The organism is Subtercola boreus (assembly GCF_006716115.1).
Lineage (GTDB): Bacteria > Actinomycetota > Actinomycetes > Actinomycetales > Microbacteriaceae > Subtercola > Subtercola boreus.
In genome coordinates this window covers 3373107-3390015 of record NZ_VFOO01000001.1, presented here as the reverse complement: position 1 = coordinate 3390015, position 16909 = coordinate 3373107, and the positions used below count along the sequence as shown (strand labels likewise).

General features: G+C 68.5%; 15 protein-coding genes. 7 read left to right on the top strand and 8 right to left on the bottom strand.

The features are described 5' to 3' along the window. The first annotated feature begins 121 nt into the window (after positions 1-121). Both FB464_RS15890 and pdxY read left to right on the top strand, forming a co-directional pair. Positions 122-1501, top strand: a complete 1380-nt coding sequence (locus tag FB464_RS15890; protein WP_116416170.1) for an NAD-dependent succinate-semialdehyde dehydrogenase — start codon at positions 122-124, stop codon at positions 1499-1501. 39 nt (positions 1502-1540) lie between these two features. After that, entirely contained in the window at positions 1541-2392 is an 852-nt protein-coding gene (gene pdxY, locus FB464_RS15885) for a pyridoxal kinase PdxY (RefSeq protein WP_116416171.1), read from the top strand. 39 nt (positions 2393-2431) lie between these two features. Here pdxY and FB464_RS15880 read toward each other — a convergent pair whose 3' ends face one another. From FB464_RS15880 to FB464_RS15865, 4 genes are all read right to left on the bottom strand, one after another. Then, positions 2432-3895, bottom strand: coding sequence for a sensor domain-containing diguanylate cyclase (locus FB464_RS15880; protein ID WP_116416172.1), 1464 nt, complete (start codon positions 3893-3895; stop codon positions 2432-2434). Then, entirely contained in the window at positions 3892-4713 is an 822-nt protein-coding gene (locus tag FB464_RS15875) for an alpha/beta fold hydrolase (protein ID WP_116416173.1), read from the bottom strand. Before FB464_RS15875 ends, FB464_RS15880 begins: the two co-directional genes overlap by 4 nt. 34 nt (positions 4714-4747) lie before the next feature. Next, positions 4748-6028, bottom strand: coding sequence for an MFS transporter (locus tag FB464_RS15870; RefSeq protein WP_116416174.1), 1281 nt, complete (start codon positions 6026-6028; stop codon positions 4748-4750). Positions 6029-6093: 65 nt separating this feature from the next. Beyond that, positions 6094-8001, bottom strand: coding sequence for a potassium transporter Kup (locus FB464_RS15865; RefSeq protein ID WP_116416175.1), 1908 nt, complete (start codon positions 7999-8001; stop codon positions 6094-6096). Between the two features lie 56 nt (positions 8002-8057). On the opposite strand from FB464_RS15865, the gene FB464_RS15860 reads away from it, so the two are divergent. After that, the gene (locus FB464_RS15860; protein WP_142206735.1) at positions 8058-8747 is read left to right on the top strand and encodes a hypothetical protein; all 690 of its coding nucleotides are present in this window, start codon (positions 8058-8060) and stop codon (positions 8745-8747) included. 235 nt (positions 8748-8982) lie between these two features. On the opposite strand, the gene FB464_RS15855 is transcribed toward FB464_RS15860, so the two are convergent. The 4 genes from FB464_RS15855 to FB464_RS15840 are packed head-to-tail and all read right to left on the bottom strand — an operon-like array spanning position 8983 to position 12549. Then, entirely contained in the window at positions 8983-9984 is a 1002-nt protein-coding gene (locus FB464_RS15855; protein ID WP_116416177.1) for a sugar kinase, read from the bottom strand. Then, positions 9981-10676, bottom strand: coding sequence for a bifunctional 4-hydroxy-2-oxoglutarate aldolase/2-dehydro-3-deoxy-phosphogluconate aldolase (locus FB464_RS15850; protein ID WP_211327424.1), 696 nt, complete (start codon positions 10674-10676; stop codon positions 9981-9983). The genes FB464_RS15855 and FB464_RS15850 overlap by 4 nt, the downstream gene beginning before the upstream one ends. Positions 10677-10684: 8 nt before the next feature. Then, positions 10685-11506: an SDR family oxidoreductase gene (locus tag FB464_RS15845; protein WP_116416178.1), complete on the bottom strand. Its 822-nt coding sequence runs from the start codon at positions 11504-11506 to the stop codon at positions 10685-10687. Beyond that, positions 11503-12549, bottom strand: coding sequence for a zinc-dependent alcohol dehydrogenase (locus FB464_RS15840; RefSeq protein WP_116416179.1), 1047 nt, complete (start codon positions 12547-12549; stop codon positions 11503-11505). The genes FB464_RS15845 and FB464_RS15840 overlap by 4 nt, the downstream gene beginning before the upstream one ends. Before the next feature lie 156 nt (positions 12550-12705). Here FB464_RS15840 and FB464_RS15835 point away from each other — a divergent pair, with 156 nt between their 5' ends. From FB464_RS15835 to FB464_RS15820, 4 genes are all read left to right on the top strand, one after another. After that, entirely contained in the window at positions 12706-13902 is a 1197-nt protein-coding gene (locus FB464_RS15835; RefSeq protein ID WP_116416180.1) for a CaiB/BaiF CoA transferase family protein, read from the top strand. Between the two features lie 5 nt (positions 13903-13907). Beyond that, the gene (locus FB464_RS15830; protein WP_116416181.1) at positions 13908-15167 is read left to right on the top strand and encodes an ABC transporter substrate-binding protein; all 1260 of its coding nucleotides are present in this window, start codon (positions 13908-13910) and stop codon (positions 15165-15167) included. Position 15168: 1 nt separating this feature from the next. Then, entirely contained in the window at positions 15169-15618 is a 450-nt protein-coding gene (locus FB464_RS15825) for a MaoC family dehydratase (protein WP_116416182.1), read from the top strand. A 64-nt stretch (positions 15619-15682) separates the two neighbouring features. Continuing rightward, on the top strand, positions 15683-16861 hold the full coding sequence (locus FB464_RS15820) for an ATP-binding protein (protein ID WP_116416183.1): 1179 nt from the start codon (positions 15683-15685) through the stop codon (positions 16859-16861). Positions 16862-16909: the final 48 nt, after the last annotated feature.

Genomic DNA, 16909 nt, shown 5'->3' with positions numbered 1-16909 from the left:
CATGTGAAAAGGATCGGTACGGGCGAAATCGATCCGGTGGATCGTCACAGGAAACCAGTAGCCTGAGCGTGGACGCGATCCCCTTCCATCACGTCTCCGTCCAGACCCCAGGAGCAACGACATGGGCCACTACGCAGTGATCGATCCGGCAACAGGCGAAACCGTCAGGGAGTACCCGACCATCACAGCGGAGGAGCTGGACGCAGCCGCCGCGAGCGCCCACGCGGCGTACGCGGAGTGGTCGCGGACGGTGTCGGTGGATGCCCGCACCGCCCTCATCCGCCGGGTCGCCGAGCTGCACACCGAACGCCGCGACGCTCTCGCCCGCATCGTGGTGCGCGAGATGGGGAAGCCGCTCGAGCAAGCCCTCGGCGAGGTCGACTTCGCCGCGGCGATCTACGAGTACTACGCCGACAACGGCGCCGCGTTCCTCGCCGACGAGCCGATCGAGCTGAGCGAGGGGGACGGATCGGCGTTCGTGCGCCGCTCGGGCCTCGGCGTGCTGCTCGGCATCATGCCGTGGAACTTCCCGTACTACCAGGTCGCGCGGTTCGCCGGCCCGAACATCGTGGTGGGCAACACAATCCTGTTGAAGCACGCCCCGCAGTGCCCGGAGTCGGCCGCCGCCATCGCTGAGATCTTCGACACGGCGATCGCCGAGGCGGGTGCTCACACGGGCGTCTACGTGAACATCTACGCCGACAACGACCAGGTGGCGACCCTGATCGCCGACCCGCGCGTGCAGGGGATCTCGGTGACCGGCTCCGAGCGGGCCGGCGCCGCCGTGGCCGAGCTCGCAGGGAAGAACCTGAAGAAGGTCGTTCTCGAACTCGGGGGCTCCGACCCGTTCATCCTGCTCTCCACCGACGACCTCGACGCCGCCGTGCAGGATGCCGTGAACGCCCGGCTCGACAACAACGGCCAGTCCTGCAACGCCGCGAAGCGGTTCATCGTGCTCGACGACCTCTACGAGGAGTTCGCGTCGAAGTTCACCGCGGCGTTCACCGAGGCGCAGCCGGCGGATCCGTTCGCCGAGGGCACCCTCCTCGGGCCGCTCTCCTCGGCCGCCGCCACCGAGCGCCTGACCGAGCAGCTCGGCCGCGCCGTCGTGCAGGGCGCCACCGTGCTGGCCAGCGGCGAACCCCGCGGCAACTTCTTTCCGCCCGCAGTGCTGGCCGATGTCACCCCGACGATGGATGCCTACCGGGAGGAGTTCTTCGGCCCCGTCGCCGCGCTCTACCGCGTGTCGTCGGAGGCCGAGGCCGTGCGCCTCGCCAACGACACCCCGTTCGGGCTCGGCTCGTACGTGTACACGACCGACCCGGAGCAGGCGCTCCGCGTCGCGGACGGCATCGATGCCGGCATGGTGTGGGTCAACCTGGTGCTCGGGGATGCGGCGGAGCTCCCGTTCGGCGGGGTGAAACGGTCCGGCTCCGGCCGCGAGATGGGCCGATTCGCGCTCGAGGAGTTCGCGAACAAGAAGCTCATCCGCATCGCCTGACGCCTCCGGCAGCCCTCTGCTCCCTGCGAGAATGGGGAGGTGAAGATCCTCTCCATCCAGTCCGCCGTCGCCTTCGGGCACGTCGGCAACTCCGCAGCCGTGTTCCCCCTGCAGCGCATCGGCGTGGAGGTGTTGCCGGTCTACACGGTGACCTTCTCGAACCACACCGGCTACGGCGCCTGGCGCGGGCCGCTCATCTCACCGGATGACGTGCGGGAGGTCATCCTGGGCATCGAGGAGCGCGGAGTGCTGCCCGAGATCGACGTGGTGCTCTCGGGCTACCAGGGCGGGGTGGGCATCGGCGACGTGATCGTCGACGCCGTCAAACGCGTGAAGGCCGCCAACCCGTCGGCGATCTATGCGTGCGACCCGGTGATGGGCAACGCGAAATCCGGATGTTTCGTGGCACCCGAGATCCCCGAGCTCCTCCGCGAGCGGGTCGTGCCGATCGCGGACATCATCACGCCCAACCAGTTCGAGCTGGGCTACCTGACCGGAACCACACCGACCACGCTCGAGTCGACCCTCGCCTCGGTGGACCTCGCCCGCGCGATGGGCCCCGCGGTCGTTCTCGTGACGAGCGTCGAACGCCCGGACCGGGATCCGTCGACCATCGAGATGCTCGTCGTCGACGACGCCGGCGCGTGGAGCGTCCAGACGCCGTACCTGCCGTTCAAGGCGAACGGCTCCGGGGATGTCACGGCGGCACTGTTCACGGCGCACTACCGCGAGACGGGCGATGCGCGCGTCTCGCTCGAGCGGGCGGCGTCGAGCGTCTTCGACCTGATCGACCTGACGCACCGCTCCGGATCCCGCGAACTGCTGCTCGTCGAGGCGCAGGAGTTCTACGCCCACCCGCGCCTGCAGTTCAAGGCGACGCGCGTGCGCTGAACCCCCGGGCGGCCATCCCGCTGTGCTCGGCGAAGCACTCTAGATCTCAGACGAGGCACTCTGGATTTCAGACGAACCGGCATAGACGATCGTCGACCGATCCTTACCGGTTCGTTTCGACTGGTACATTGCTTCGTCAGCCAACTGGATGAGCGCCTCTCCTGTTGTCTTCTCGCGTGTCGTGGCGGGTCGGTAGATGCTCACTCCCACACTCGCCGAAACGAACAATCCCGACTCTTCGTCCACGGGCGTGTTTCGAACAGCGGCGCGGAGCCGCTCGGCAATGGCGATCAAGGTCTGCTCGTCGGCATCGTCGCAGACGAGAAGGAATTCATCACCGCCGAGCCGCCCGATCATGTCGCCGGAGCGTACGGCTTGTTCGAGGCTCTCCCCGATCCGCCGCAGTACGCTGTCGCCGGCCAGGTGCCCGAACCTGTCATTGACCACCTTGAATCCGTCGAGATCGATGAACAACAGGGCTATCGCCCGCTGGCTCGGACGCGATCCTGCGAGGAGCTGATCGAGGCGCATCTGCAGCGAGAGCCGGTTCGGCAATCCCGTGAGAGTGTCGTGCAGTGACCTGTACGAGATCAGCTCACGCAGACGGATGCGCTGAAGAACGAGAACAGACTGCTCGGCGAGCGAATCCAACAGGTGGAGTGTCTGTGGGTCCAGGCCACGCGGGCGTCCGAAACTGATCAGCAGGAGGCCGCAGATGGTGCCGTCGTCGATGAGGGGAACGACGGCCAGCGCCTCGATGTGGGCCGAATGCAGCCTGTGGAGGTCCGAGGGAAAGCGGGCGCCCAATTCGGCCGACCCGGAATACACGGCCGTCGCGAAGGGATTCGACCGACTGCCGTCCGGCGAGGGGTGGATCGAGCTGATGAGTGAGGCGTGCAGAGCAGCCTCGACACGGGGTTCGGTGGCTGCCGATGACGGGTCGCTGAAGTCGCCCTCCGGATTGCTGAGATGGACGCTGACGGTCGACGCATCCGTCGCGGCGAGTGCAGCGACGACGAGAGCGGACGCCACCTCGTCATCACTCGCGGCCGCGCCGAACGCTGTCGTTGCCGTCTGCAGGATCCGTACTCTCGTCTCAGACCGTTCGGCAAATCGGCGGGCCGCCAGCAACTCCCGTTCGTAGTGCCTCCGCAGAGTCGCATCGAATACAGCGAACAGGATGCAGCCACCATCGCGATCCGCATCGACGACGGCATTCAGGAAGATCGAGAGCGTCTCGCCTTTCGGGAGCTGGAGATCGAAGGTGACTTCGTCAGCGCGTCCTTTGGCCTTCAACTGCGGCATGAAGGCGGTCTCGAAGTACAGCTTGCTTCCGGGAGTCAGCAGTTCGATGAGGTGGTGGCCCACGACCTCATCACGCTTCCTCTCGACCATGGCGAGGAACGTGTCATTGACCGTCGTGATCACGCCTCTGGTGGTCGCAGAGATCAGCCCGCACGGAACCAGATCGAAGAGATCCCGTCCCTGCACGCCTGGATTCATGACAGGAAGCTTCTGATGGTCGAGGTCAACTTCTCCGGTTCTGAGATGTGCACGTAGTGGCCGTCGGCTTCGAGGACTTCCAGCCTGCTGCCGGGAATCCTGTCGCGCAGGAATTCGCCGGCGACGACCGGTGCCACGATGTCGTTCGTCGACTGCACCACGAGCGTGGGCGTGGAGACCGAGTTCAGTTTCGCCCGCATGTCGGACAGGAACGTCACCCGTGCGAACTGACGCGCTACCGACTGGTCGGCTTTCGCAAAGCTGTCCAACAGTTCTGCCGCCAGTTCAGGGCGATCGGCATTCCCCATGAAGACGGGTGCCATGGTGGACGCCCACGCGAGGTAGTTCGCGTCCAGGGACTCGAGGAGTGCATCGACGTCGGCGGATTCGAAGCCGCCGACGTAGCCCTCGTCGTTGATGTATCTCGCTGATCCACCGACCAGGACAAGAGAGCTGAACAGGGTGGGTTCGGCAATCGCGGCGAGACAGCCGATCATCGCGCCGACGGAATGGCCGACGTACACGATGTCCTTTAGTCCGAGCGAGTGGCAGATCTCACGGAGATCGTCGGCGTAACCATGGAGGGAGTCGTACTTGCCACGGTCGTAGGCCTGGCGGTCAGAGCCTCCGGAACCGACATGGTCGAAGAGGACGACCCGGTGGTCGTCAGCGAACTGCGGGGCGACCAGGCGCCACATCTGAAGGCTCGACCCGTATCCATGGGCGAACACGATGGTCGGGGCGCCCTCCGGCCCCTGCCATGAGATGTTGTTACGTCGGACTACGGCTTCTGCCTGCTCGAACGGCGCGTAGGTCACGGTTGAGCCCTCCCCGAATAGCTTTTTTCACAGGTTACTGCCCACGGCGGACTGGCGCGTCACCTCTGGGCCTGGTGTGGTCCGGGCGCGGCGTCCAGCGGGCGAGCTCGTCCTCGACGAATGCCGGCCCCGCCAGTGTGATCGCCGGGATGGTCGCCACGAGGGCGACGGCGAGCAGGAACAGCAGCGGCACGATCCACCCGCCGCTCGCGTCGTGCAGCAGCCCGACGAGCAGCGGACCGAGCGCACCGAGCGCGTACGCCACACCCTGGGCGAAGCCACTGAGCGCGACCGTGCCGCTGTGGGTTCGCGTACGCGAATTGATGAGCACGAGGCTGACCGGGAACAGAATCGAGCCCGCGCCGATGAGCACCACCCACAGCAGGGTGAGCGGTTCAGGGGCAAGCAGCAGCCCGAGGTAGCCGAGCAAGAAGCTGGCGACACCGGCCGCAATCAGCCAGCCGACGTTCCGCAGACGCTCGACGAGCAGGGGTGCGACGAGCGCGAGCGGCACGCTGACGAGGCCGGTCACCGCGAGAAGCAGCCCGGCCTCGTTCGGCGTCGACCCGGCGAGGTCACCGAGGATCTCGGGTAGCCAGGCGAAGGCCGCATAGGTGCAGATCGTGCTGGTCGAGAACAGGGCCGTGATCGACAGGGCCACGCGTGACCGCCACAGCCGCGTGACGAGGTCGGGCGCTGGTGACGGTGCGGTGGCGGCATCCGGGAGTCGCTGCCGGCGCTCCTTCACGATGATCACGAGCCACGGAACCAGCGCGACGACCGCGGTCACCGACCAGATGCCGAGCGAGAAACGCCAGCCGAGCTGATCCGCCAGCGGCGCCGCCAGGGCGGCGGGCAGGGCGGTGCTCACGCCGACGATGCAGCCGTACACCGCCGTCAGCAGGGCGACCCGGTCGGGGAAGTACCGCCTCACGATGGCCGGCAGCAGCACGTTGCCGATGCCTGTGCCGGCGAAAGCGACGATGCTGCCGACGAGCAGCGCGGCGAATCCCGGGGCGAACGCGCGAACGAGGTGACCGGCGGTCATGAGCACCAGCGCGAGCACCAGGCCTCCGTCGAGACCGAGTCCTCGGGCGACGCGTGGCGCGAGGAACCCGGATGCCGCGAACAGGATGGGTGGCAGGGTGCCGAGCAGTCCGACGCCGATGTTCGAGATCGGGATGTCCACCCGGATGTCGGCGAGGATCGGCGATATCGCCGCGACCGCCTGACGCAGGGTGAAGGCCACGAGCACGATCCCGAGCAGCGCGGCCGTGCGCCCCGCCCACAGCGGGAGACGACGGCTATCGGGCATCCACCGAGTCTAGGGTGGGGCTTCGCGGAGTGTGTCGGGCCGGCTCGGGCCGGGCGGAGGCCGCGCTAGATGTCGATGTCGCTGCCCATGGTGACGGTGCGGCTCGGGGGGAGGGCGAACCGGGCGGCGGGGTTCGCGGCGTTCTGGGCGAGGCCCACGAAGAGCGCCTTCCGCCAGGCCACCATCCCGGGGGCGCGGGTCGGCCGGATCGCTCCTCGCGAGACGAAATAGGATGCCGCGTCGATCTGTTTGGCGCGCAGATCGAGCACTCCGAGCGAACAGGCCCGGCGGAGGGCGCGCGGGATGTTCGGGGTGTCCGAGAAGCCGAAGCGCACCCTCACGTGGTCGATGCCGTCGTCGGAGTACCCGAGGTCGTTGTACTCGAACGCCTCCTTCGGATGCACGTGCGGAATGTTCTCGATCACGACAGTCACGACGATGACCCGCTTGTGGAGCACCTTGTTGCGCTCCAGATTGGCTCGCAGGGCGAGCGGGGTCGAATCCCTGTTGGGGTGCAGGAAGATGGCGATCCCCGGAACGCGCAACACGTTCTTGTCGCGGACGGCGTCGACGAACTCCGAGAGCGAACCCTCCTTCACGATCCGGCCCGCGATGACGAGTTGGCGTCCCTTCCGCCAGGTGGTCATCACCAGGATCACCGCGAAGGCGACGAGCAGCGGCACCCACCCGCCGTGCAGCACCTTCGAGAGGTTGGCGCTCAGGAAGGTGAGCTCGAGCCCTCCGAAAACGACCGCGGCGAGGCCGATCTTCACCGGACCCCAGCCCCAGAGGCGGCGCGCGACGAGCAGGAGCAGAAGCGTGTCGACGACCAGCGCGCCGGTGACCGAGACCCCATAGGCGGTCGCCAGGGCCTCCGAGGAGCGGAAGACCAGCATCACGGTCATCACTCCGAGGAACAGCAGCGTGTTCACCGCCGGCATGTAGATCTGCCCACCCTCCTTCTCTGAGGTGTGCCGCACGGTCAGCGGCGGCAGGAGTCCCAGTTGGACCGCCTGGCGCGTCAGAGAGAACGCACCCGAGATGACGGCCTGGCTCGCGATCACGGTCGCGACCGTCGCGAGGATCACGACCGGCAGCCGCGCCCAGTCGGGGAACAGGAGGAAGAACGGATTCGCCCGCGACTCCGGATCCTTCAGGATGAGCGCTGCCTGCCCCAGATAGTTCAGCACCAGCGCGGGGAACACGACGAAGAACCAGGCGCGCCGGATCGGCGGGCGACCGAAGTGCCCCATGTCGGCGTAGAGCGCTTCGGCACCCGTGATGACCAGCACGACAGCACCCATGGCCACGAACGCGATCACCGGGTGCGCCACGAAGAACACGACCGCATACGACGGCGAGAGCCCGGCCAGCACGCCGGGGTCCTGGATGATCATCGGAACCCCGGCGGCCGCGATGACGACGAACCAGAGCAGCATCACCGGGCCGAAGAACTTGCCCACGTGGCCCGTGCCGTACTTCTGGAAAGCGAACAGGCCGGTGAGGATGACGGCGGCGATCGGCACGACGAGATGGTCCACCCCGGGGATCGCGATCCGGAGCCCCTCGACAGCGGAGAGCACACTGATCGCCGGCGTGATCAGCGAGTCGCCGTAGAACAGCGAGACCCCGACGATGCCGATGAGAAGGAGCAGTCCCGCTTTGCCGGCCTTCGCAGCGTACAGGCGCTGCGCGAGGGCCGCGAGCGCCATGACACCGCCCTCACCGTCGTTGTCGGCGCGCATCAGGATCGAGACGTACTTCACCGACACGACGATCGTCACGGCCCAGAACATCAGGGAGATCACGCCGTAGACATCTTCGGGCGTCGCCTGGACCACCCCGCCGTCGATGCTGAAGACGGTCTGCAGCGAGTACAGCGGACTGGTGCCGATGTCGCCGAACACGACCCCGAGTGCGGCGACGGCGAGGCCGCCTGCTCCGGCCTTCACTGGCCGCCTGACGGACTTCATTGGTCCATCCTCGCACCCGTACGGACGAACCTGTCCCCTCATGCCAAGCTGGTGCGATGCAGACCAGGCGCCCGCTTCTCCGGCGACGGTTCCCCGTGCTCGGCAACCTCAGCCCCGCCGAGACCCTGCCCGAGGTCGTCGTCGGGCTGGTGATGGTGATCGGCGTCACGTCGACGGCCCGCCTCGATGTGATCAACACCGACGAGGGCGTCAACAGCCTCCTCACCGTCGCGTTCTCGACCGCGGTGGCCTGGGCGATCATCGATGCGACGCTGTACCTGATGAACGTGCTGTTCCAGCGCGGCCGGTGGGATCTCACCGCTCACTCGCTGCAGTCCGGCCCGCACTCGCCCGCTGAACGCCGCACCGCTGTGCGCGAGGCCCTCGACTCGGCTCTCGACGAGATCACTGGCCCGGAGCACGCCTCGGCGATCTACGACACCATCGCCGGCGAGGTGGCAGAGCGGCAGTACCGACCGAGGCTGACCGCCGCGGACCTCCGGGGTGCCGGCGCCATCGTGGTGGTGGTGATCGTCGCGACCTTCCCGCCGATCATCCCGTTCCTCCTCCCGCTCGAACCCGACCTGGCCCTCGACCTCTCGAACGGGGTCGCCATTGCGTCACTCTTTCTCGTCGGCACCCTGTGGGCGCCGTTCACCCGCATCCGCTCGGGGCTCGCGGGTGTGGCTCTCGCGCTGATCGGCAGCGCGATGGTCGGCATCACGGTACTGCTCGAGGTGAACTGACCCACCTGCGCCCGGCCACCGCCCGCCCCGCCGGCCGCCCGCGCTCCCGCACTCGCGCCGTGCGTTCCGCCCACGTTTGTCGCTTCCGCGCCTGCGCGCGCACCAGCGGAAGCGACAAACTGGCGCGCGAAGTTCCATGCACGTGCGGCGGCGGGGTCGGGTGGGGCTGGGGCCGGGAGCAAGGGGGCCACGGCAGCGGGCGGCCGAGGGGCACGGCAGGGCGCGCGGCAGGGGGTCAGCGGGTGACCGGCTCCGTGGCGTGCAGCAAGCTGAGCTCGTGGCGCTTCGGCAGGCCCTCCCAGTCGCCGGCAGCGAGGCAGGCGAACGCACCCACGGTGACTGCCGTCTTCAGACAGGTCGGGGCCCCGTGCCCAGCCAGGTACTCGGAGAGGTAGCCGGCCACGAAACCGTCGCCGGCCCCCACCGTGTCCACCACGACCACGGGGACGGCCGACTCGCTGTAGGCCACCCCGCCGACCAGCGCGTACGCGCCGTCCGCGCCGAGCTTGATCACCACGTGCCGGGGGCCGAGAGCGGCGATACCGGCGGCAAGCTCTGCAGGGGTCCGGGCATCCGGAACCAGCAGTCGGGCTTCGTCCTCGCCCGCGAAGACGAGCTGCGAGCGCGCCGCAATCGACCGGTAGAGGGCTGCCGGGTCGCGATCCGCCCAGAGCGAGGGCCTGTGGTTGACATCGAACGAGACGGCGACTCCGGATGCCGCGGCCAGCGCGATCGCGTGTTCGGTGGCCGCGCTGGCAGAGGCGGAGAGCGCCGGGGTGATGCCCGTGACATGCAGCAGCGAGGCCGAGGCGATGCCGGTGTCGCCGAGGTCTTCGGGAGCGAGTGTGCTGCCCGCGGAACCGCTCCGGTAGTACGAGACCCGGGTGCTCTCGGCCGTACGCTTCTCTTTCACCATCAAGCCGGTCTGTCGACCGGGGTTGACAAGGGCGCGTGAGTCGAACCCCTCGGCGCGGAGCTCCCGCGCGATGAGTTCACCGAGGCTGTCATCGCCGACCCGGCCGACCCAGGTGACCGCGGTGCCGAGCCGGTGGAGCGCGATCGCGACGTTCGATTCGGCGCCCCCGATGCGGAGGGCGAGGGAGTCGACATGGGCCAACGGCGCCGGGGTCGCGGAGACGAACAGCGCCATGGTCTCGCCGAAGGTGACGACGCGGGGCGCGCTGGCCGCGGCGGTTCCGTCTGTACCGTCGGCCCCTCCGGCGCCGCCTGCGCTCATCGCAGCGACCCGACGAGCCGGGCGACGTGGGCGGCGTTCCGCGCGATCTCGGCGAAACGCTTCTCGGCGATGAGGGCGCGTGGCGCGATCCATCCGCCGCCGACAGCGAAGACGGCCGGATGTTCGAGGTACCCGGTGACGTTCGCCGCCGTCACCCCACCGCTCGGCATGAACTCCAGCATCGGGAACGGCCCGGCCAGGGCACTGACGAAGTCGACCCCGCCGAGCTGGCTGATCGGGAAGAGCTTCACCGCGGCGAGCCCGGACCGCACCGCGGCCTGCGCCTCCGACGCCGTCGCGACCCCGGGCAGCACGACCAGCCCCCGCGACAGAGCGCGTTCGACGAGTTCGGGATCGAATCCCGGGCTGACGATGAACCTGGCCCCGGCATCCGCGGCGCGATCGACCTGCTCGAGGGTGGTCACCGTGCCGGCACCGACGAGGAGCCCGTCGACGCGGGCGGCGGCGGCGATGGCTGCCGAACCGGCCGGAGTGCGGAGGGTGATCTCGGCAGCTGTGATCCCGCCGGAGAGCAGCGCCTCGGCGAGCGCCGGCACGTCGACGGCGTCGTCGATGACGATGACGGGCACCACGCCGACGCGCCGGAGCGCGTCCGGCACCGACTCCTCCGGCGCTCCCCCGGCGACCGCGCCGGCAGGCATCGCATCGCCGGGCCGGGCGCCGCCGGTCATCCCGCCGCTCATCGCCCGAGCCAGCCGCCGTCGACGGGCAGCGTCACGCCCGTGACGTAGTCCGACGCGGACGATGCGAGGAACACCGTCGCCCCACCGAGGTCGACTGCCCGCCCCCACCGGCCGGCCGGGATGCGGGAGAGGATGCCCGCCGACCGCTCGGGGTCGTCCTGCAGGGCCTGCGTGTTGTCGGTCGCGATGTAGCCCGGCGCGATCGCGTTCACCGTGATGCCGTGCGGCATCCACTCGTTGGCGAGCGCTTTGGTCAGCCCGGCGATCGCCGACTTCGAGGCTGTGTACCCCGGAACGGTGATACCCCCCTGGAAGCTCAGCAGGCTCGCGGTGAAGATGATCTTGCCGTGACCGCGCGCGATCATCGACCGCGCAACCGCCTGCGTCAGCACGAACGGGCTCGACAGGTTGACTTCGAGCACCCTGTCCCACAGCTCGAGCGAGTGCTCGGCCGCCGGCTGCCGTTCGATCGTTCCGGCGTTGTTGACGAGGATGTCCACCCCTCGCTCCCGCCCCGCGAGGTCAGCCCCCAGCGCCTCGACGGCGGCCCGGTCGGCGAAGTCGACCGCAATGCCCTCGAACGAACGCCCGAGCGCCTCGACCCGCCGGGCAGCCTCACTGCCCTGCGCCTCGATCGTGGCGCTCACCCCGATGATGTCCGCGCCGGCCGCTGCGAGCGCCTCCGCCATCGCGAGTCCGATGCCGCGTTTCGCACCGGTCACCACCGCGAGGGTGCCGGTCAGGTCGAAGGGCCCGCGGCCCCGGATGCCGGCACCCCCGTTCTTCGCGTCGACCCCGGGCTCACCGCCTTCGGTCATGACGCCGCCCCCGAGTCATCCGACGACCCCGCCTGGCAGTCGACCAGGATCTTCATCGCCCGGCCCTCCGCGAGGTCGGCGAACGCACTGGCCGTCTCGGCGAGCGGCACGATCCGGGTGATCAGCAGGTCGGCGGGAATCGCGCCCTCGTCGAGCAGGTCGACAGCGGTCTCGAAGTCTGCCCGCTCGTAGACGCGGGCGCCGATGATCGTGAGTTCCCGCCAGAACAGTCGTTGCAGGTCGATCGGCCGGGGCGTCGGATGGATCGCCACCACCACGAGCCGGCCGCGTACCTTCGCGAGCGAGGTTGCTCCGAGCACCGCACTCGCCGCACCGGAGACCTCGAAGACCACGTCGGCCCCGGCCCCGCCGGTCCACTCGGTCACCCATTCGACCTGGTCGACAGCCGCCGGATCGAGCACGGCGAACCCCAGGTCGGCCACGGCCCGGCGGCGGGCGGCGTCGAGCTCGATGACCACCACTTCGCCGCCGAAGCGCCGCGCGACGGTCGCGATGAGCACCCCGATCGGCCCGCCACCGATCACGACGGCCTTCTCGCCCGCGACCAACGCCGAACGGCGCACGTCGTGCACGGCGACGGCGGCCGGCTCGACGAGGGCCGCGTGGTCGAGCCGGAGCGTCGGCGGAAGCGCCACCAGTACGCTCGCCTTCACGTTCCACGAAGCCTGCAGCGCACCCGGCGAGTCGATGCCGATGAAGTCGAGGTTCTGGCAGATGTGCTGGTTGCCGGCGAGGCAGGCCGGGCAGGTGCCGTCCCAGTCGAGCGGCATCACGGTGACCGCGTCGCCGACAGACCACCCCGTCACGCCATCGCCCAGGGCCGAGATCGTGCCCGACATCTCGTGGCCGATGATCGCGGGGAGGCTCACCCGGGCATCCATGCTGCCGTGCAGGATGTGCAGGTCGGTTCCGCAGATGCCGGCGAAGGCCACCCGCAGCTGCACCTCCCCCGGGGCGGGCGGCGCGGGTTCGGCCTCCCTGATGTCGATCGTGTTCTCGCCCACATAGTTCGCGGTCAGCACAGCTTCTCCTCCGTCATCGACGCAGCAGTGCGCCAATTCATCTGATGATTCTCCCACTATACCCATCGGGTCGCGCACGGACCAGAGACTTGCCCCCGCCTGCATCCAGCATCTAAGGTGTGATCAAACGATTGCGCACCACGAAAGCGAGCCCCCGTGACATCCGATGATTCCGACCTGCCCCTCTCCGGCATCCTCGTGCTCGACTTCAGCCAGTTCCTCGCCGGTCCCGTTGCCGCGATGCGACTGGCCGACCTGGGTGCCCGGGTCATCAAGATCGAACGCCCCGGGGTGGGCGACATCGGGCGCGGGCTCGCCTTCGCCGGGCGGGTGGCCGACGGCGACACCATCTCCTTCCACGCGATGAACCGCAACAAGGAGGGCATGACCGCCGATCTGAAGAACGCCGGCGACCTCGAACGCGTGAAGAAGCTCGTGCTGCAGGCCGATGTCATCATCCAGAACTTCCGGCCCGGCGTGATGGAACGGATCGGGCTCGACTACGAATCCGTCGCCGCCCTGAACCCGCGCATCGTCTACGGTTCGGCCAGCGGTTACGGCGACACCGGCCCGTGGAAGGATCGACCCGGCCAGGACCTGCTCGCCCAGTCGATCTCCGGCATCCCGTGGCTGCAGGGTTCGCGTGACGACCCGCCCGTGCCCGTCGGCCTCTCGATCGCCGACCACCTGACGTCGTGCCACCTCGCGGAGGGCGTCACGGCCCTGCTCGTGCGGCGGTTCCGCACCGGCCGCGGGGGGCTCGTGCAGACGAGCCTGCTCGAAGCGATGCTCGACCTGCAGTTCGAACTGCTGAGCACCCACCTCAACGACAGCACGGTCACGGTAAAGCGGAACGGCCCGAATTCGGCGAACGCCTTCCTGCCCGCGCCGTACGGCGTCTTCCCGACGAGCGACGGGTACCTCTCCCTCGCGATGAACCCGATCCCGAAGGTCGGTCGGCTGCTGGGTCTGGATTCCCTGCAGAGCTTCAGCGACCCGGACTCCTGGTGGAGCCACCAGGACCAGATCGAGGCTCTGCTCTCCGCGCACCTCGCCCTCGAGACCACCGAGCACTGGCTCGACCTTCTCGACGCCGGGGACGTCTGGTGCGCCCCGGTACTGACGCTCGAACAGCTCGTCGACCACGACGGTTTCCGCGCGATCGAGATGACACAGCAAGTCGTGCGCGGCGACGGGCACACCGATTCGGGCCGCGAGCTGACACTCACCACGACACGGAGCCCTATCCGCATCGACGGTCGCGTGCTGCGGAGCTCGGTACCCGCCCCGAAGCTCGGGCAGCACGACGCAGAGATCACGGCCGAGTTCCTCGAGGCGAGGTCGCTGGCGTGAGCGGTATGGATGTCGCGGACACCCCTGCGCGCACCGTGCCGGCCGCGGCGCGCACCGTCCACCTCCGCGGCATGACCTGGGACCACCCGCGCGGTCTCGACTCCGTCGTCGCCGCCTCCGCCGAGTACACCCGCCAACACCCGGGCGTCACGATCTCGTGGCACGTGCGGTCGCTGCAGGCGTTCGCCGATCATCCGATCGACGATCTCGCCCGCGGCCACGACCTGCTCGTGATCGACCACCCGCACATCCCGCTCGCCGCCCGCGACGGACTCTTCGCCGCTCTCGACGGGCAGGGCCACGACGCCGAACTCGCAGCACTCGCGAGCGCCTCGCTCGGAGCCTCGCACGCCACCTACCGCCACGACGGGCACCAGTACGGGCTCGCGACCGACGCCGCCGCTCAGGTCGCCGTGTACCGCCCCGACCTGCTTGCGGCCGCAGACCTGCCCGCGAGCTGGGACGACGTGTTCGACCTGGCCCGGGGCGGCCGCGTTCTCTGGGCCTACAAACCGATCGACGCCTTCTCGAGCCTCATCACCATCGCGGCGAACCACGGCGGCGAGGCGATGCGCGAGCCCGGCGTCTTCCTCACACCGGAGCAGGCTGCGCCCGCGCTCGACATCATGCACCGGCTCGCCGGGCTCGTTCCGCCGGACAACGCCTGGTTCAACCCCATCCAGGTCGCCGAGGAACTGGTGCGCGATTCGGCGTACGCCTACTCGCCCCTGGCCTTCGGCTACACGAACTACTCGCGCGCCGGTTTCCGTCCGCACCGACTCGCCTACGCCGACATGCCGGCCGGCCCCCGCGGCCACGCCGGGTCCCTCCTCGGCGGCGCCGGCATCGCAGTGTCGGCCTTCACTCCGCACAGGGCCGAGGCGACCGACTTCACCTTCTGGCTCGACTCCCCCGAGGTGCAGAAGGGTGTGTACTTCGACGCCGGTGGCCAGCCCGGGCATCCGGAAGCCTGGGAGGACGACCGCACGAATGCCGCGACGCTCGACTTCTTCCGGGGCACCCGGGCAACCCTCGAGGGCGCGTACGTCAGGCCCCGGTTCGCCGGCTTCATCGAACTGCAGGACGAGGGATCCCCCCTCGTGACGGCGGCCCTGCTCGGTGAACTCAGCGACGCCGAACTGCTGCGGAGGCTCGACGCGCTCACGGCCCGACTGCTGGTGGCACCGGATGTCGCGGGCTCCCCGCCGGCCGGGCACCCTGCGGCGGCCGCTGCCGCGACATCCACCATCCCCCAGGAGGCCTGACATGCAGACCATCGACCGCTACTTCGAGGACTACGGACTCGGCGAGGTGCGCCGCTCGGTCGGCCGCACCATCACCGAAGCCGACATCGTGCTGCACGCCGGGCAGACCGGCGACTTCTTCCCGCACCACATGGACGCCGAATGGACCGCCACGCAGCCGTTCGGGCAGCGCATCGCGCACGGCACGCTCATCCTGTCGGTGGCGGTCGGGATGACCGCGGGCGACATCAATCCGCAGTCGATGTCGTACGGGTACGACCGGATCCGGTTCATCGAGCCGGTGTTCATCGGCGACACGATCACCGTCGAGGCCTCGATCGCCGAGAAGGCCGACCACCCCAAGCGACCGCTCACCCACGGATACCTGCACGAGAAGGTGACGGTGACGAACCAGCGCGGCGCCGTCGTGCTCGTGCTGACGCACCTCTACCTCGTGAACCGCCGCCCCTGACCCGCGTTTTATGGAAATGAGAGTATTATAAGTTTATAAGAAAGAGTGCGAATCTGGAGGTCAGGTGCCCAACCCGTTCACCCCCGGCTTTGGCACGCCGCCGACCGTGCTCTGGGGACGCGAAGCCGTCCTGAGACAGGTCGACAAAACCTCCAGTTCATTCGGGACAAAGAGCCCCGCGCACAGTCGAGCAACGATCATCACGGGCAACAGGGGCATCGGCAAGACGACCCTTCTCACAGCCACGGCGAGGCGCGCGGAGGCACTCGGTATCCCTGTTCTGCGAGCAGGTGCCAAGAAGGGCTTCCTGTCCGACATCCACTATGCGGCCGACTGGCTCGTCGACGAGTTGGACCGCAGGCCGAACCTCACGCTCGCCGAGATCAACCTGGGGCTCACGGCCTTCGGGATCGGCCTCCCCGGTGGAAAGCTGGTGAGGCGGAAGGGAGCGGCGGACAGCCACGTCCGACCTTTCCGCGCTTCGCTGCAGACCCTTGTCGAGCGGCTGACGAAACGAGGAATGCCGGGGCTGCTCATCATCATCGACGAACTCAACTTCAAACACGCCCGCGACGTCACGCTCGAGCATATTGTGACCTTTTCCGGCGCCTACCAGTCCCTCATCGAAGATCAACTGCCCGTCGGTGTGGTCATCTCAGGTCTGCCCATTCCGATCGAACGGGCCCGGCGCAATGAGCACATCACCTTCCTGAAGAGGGCGGAGGAGGTCACCCTGGAGGAGTTCAGCTATGAGCAGAGCGGCGAGGTGATCCGCGTAACGCTCCAAGCTGCCGAGATCTCGGCGACAGATGAAGCCACTGCTCTCATGGCAGCACTCAGCCGTGGGAACTGTTACATGATCCAGGAGATCGGCTATCTCGCCTACGAGCAGTCCGACCAGCTCACGATCACCCGCGATGACGTCGACTCGGTGCGCGACGCGTTCCTCTCGAAGGTGATCAACTCCGTGGCAGGCGTGGCGTACGACGAGCTGACCGGCAACAGCAGTCGCTCATCCGGAGCATCGCCGAGAACCCGGATATCACCCCGACCGAAATGGCCGCAGCTCTCGGCACGAAGGAGACCGGGCTGCCCGCGTACCGCAAAGACCTCGTCGATGCGGGCATCCTCATCGCCGATCCGGGGGTTCGGGGCCGCTTCATCATCGGCTTCCCCTATATGCGCGAATATGCGCTCTCACTCGAGCGCGAGGATGGCGCAGAGGGCGCCTACGCACGCGTGACCGGCTTTCCCGCCGTCTGACCGGGCGGGGGCGCACATAGGATCAGGG

Bases quoted from the DNA above. Each gene is read 5' to 3' on its own strand.
- FB464_RS15880 (WP_116416172.1), bottom strand. From the start codon at position 3,895: ATGAATCCAGGCGTGCAGGGACGGGATCTCTTCGATCTGGTTCCGTGC.
- FB464_RS15850 (WP_211327424.1), bottom strand. From the start codon at position 10,676: ATGACCGGCGGCGCCCGGCCCGGCGATGCGATGCCTGCCGGCGCGGTC.
- FB464_RS15825 (WP_116416182.1), top strand. From the start codon at position 15,169: ATGCAGACCATCGACCGCTACTTCGAGGACTACGGACTCGGCGAGGTG.
- FB464_RS15830 (WP_116416181.1), top strand. From the start codon at position 13,908: ATGGATGTCGCGGACACCCCTGCGCGCACCGTGCCGGCCGCGGCGCGC.
- FB464_RS15860 (WP_142206735.1), top strand. From the start codon at position 8,058: ATGCAGACCAGGCGCCCGCTTCTCCGGCGACGGTTCCCCGTGCTCGGC.
- FB464_RS15890 (WP_116416170.1), top strand. From the start codon at position 122: ATGGGCCACTACGCAGTGATCGATCCGGCAACAGGCGAAACCGTCAGG.
- FB464_RS15870 (WP_116416174.1), bottom strand. From the start codon at position 6,028: ATGCCCGATAGCCGTCGTCTCCCGCTGTGGGCGGGGCGCACGGCCGCG.
- FB464_RS15855 (WP_116416177.1), bottom strand. From the start codon at position 9,984: ATGAGCGCAGGCGGCGCCGGAGGGGCCGACGGTACAGACGGAACCGCC.
- FB464_RS15865 (WP_116416175.1), bottom strand. From the start codon at position 8,001: ATGAAGTCCGTCAGGCGGCCAGTGAAGGCCGGAGCAGGCGGCCTCGCC.
- FB464_RS15845 (WP_116416178.1), bottom strand. From the start codon at position 11,506: ATGACCGAAGGCGGTGAGCCCGGGGTCGACGCGAAGAACGGGGGTGCC.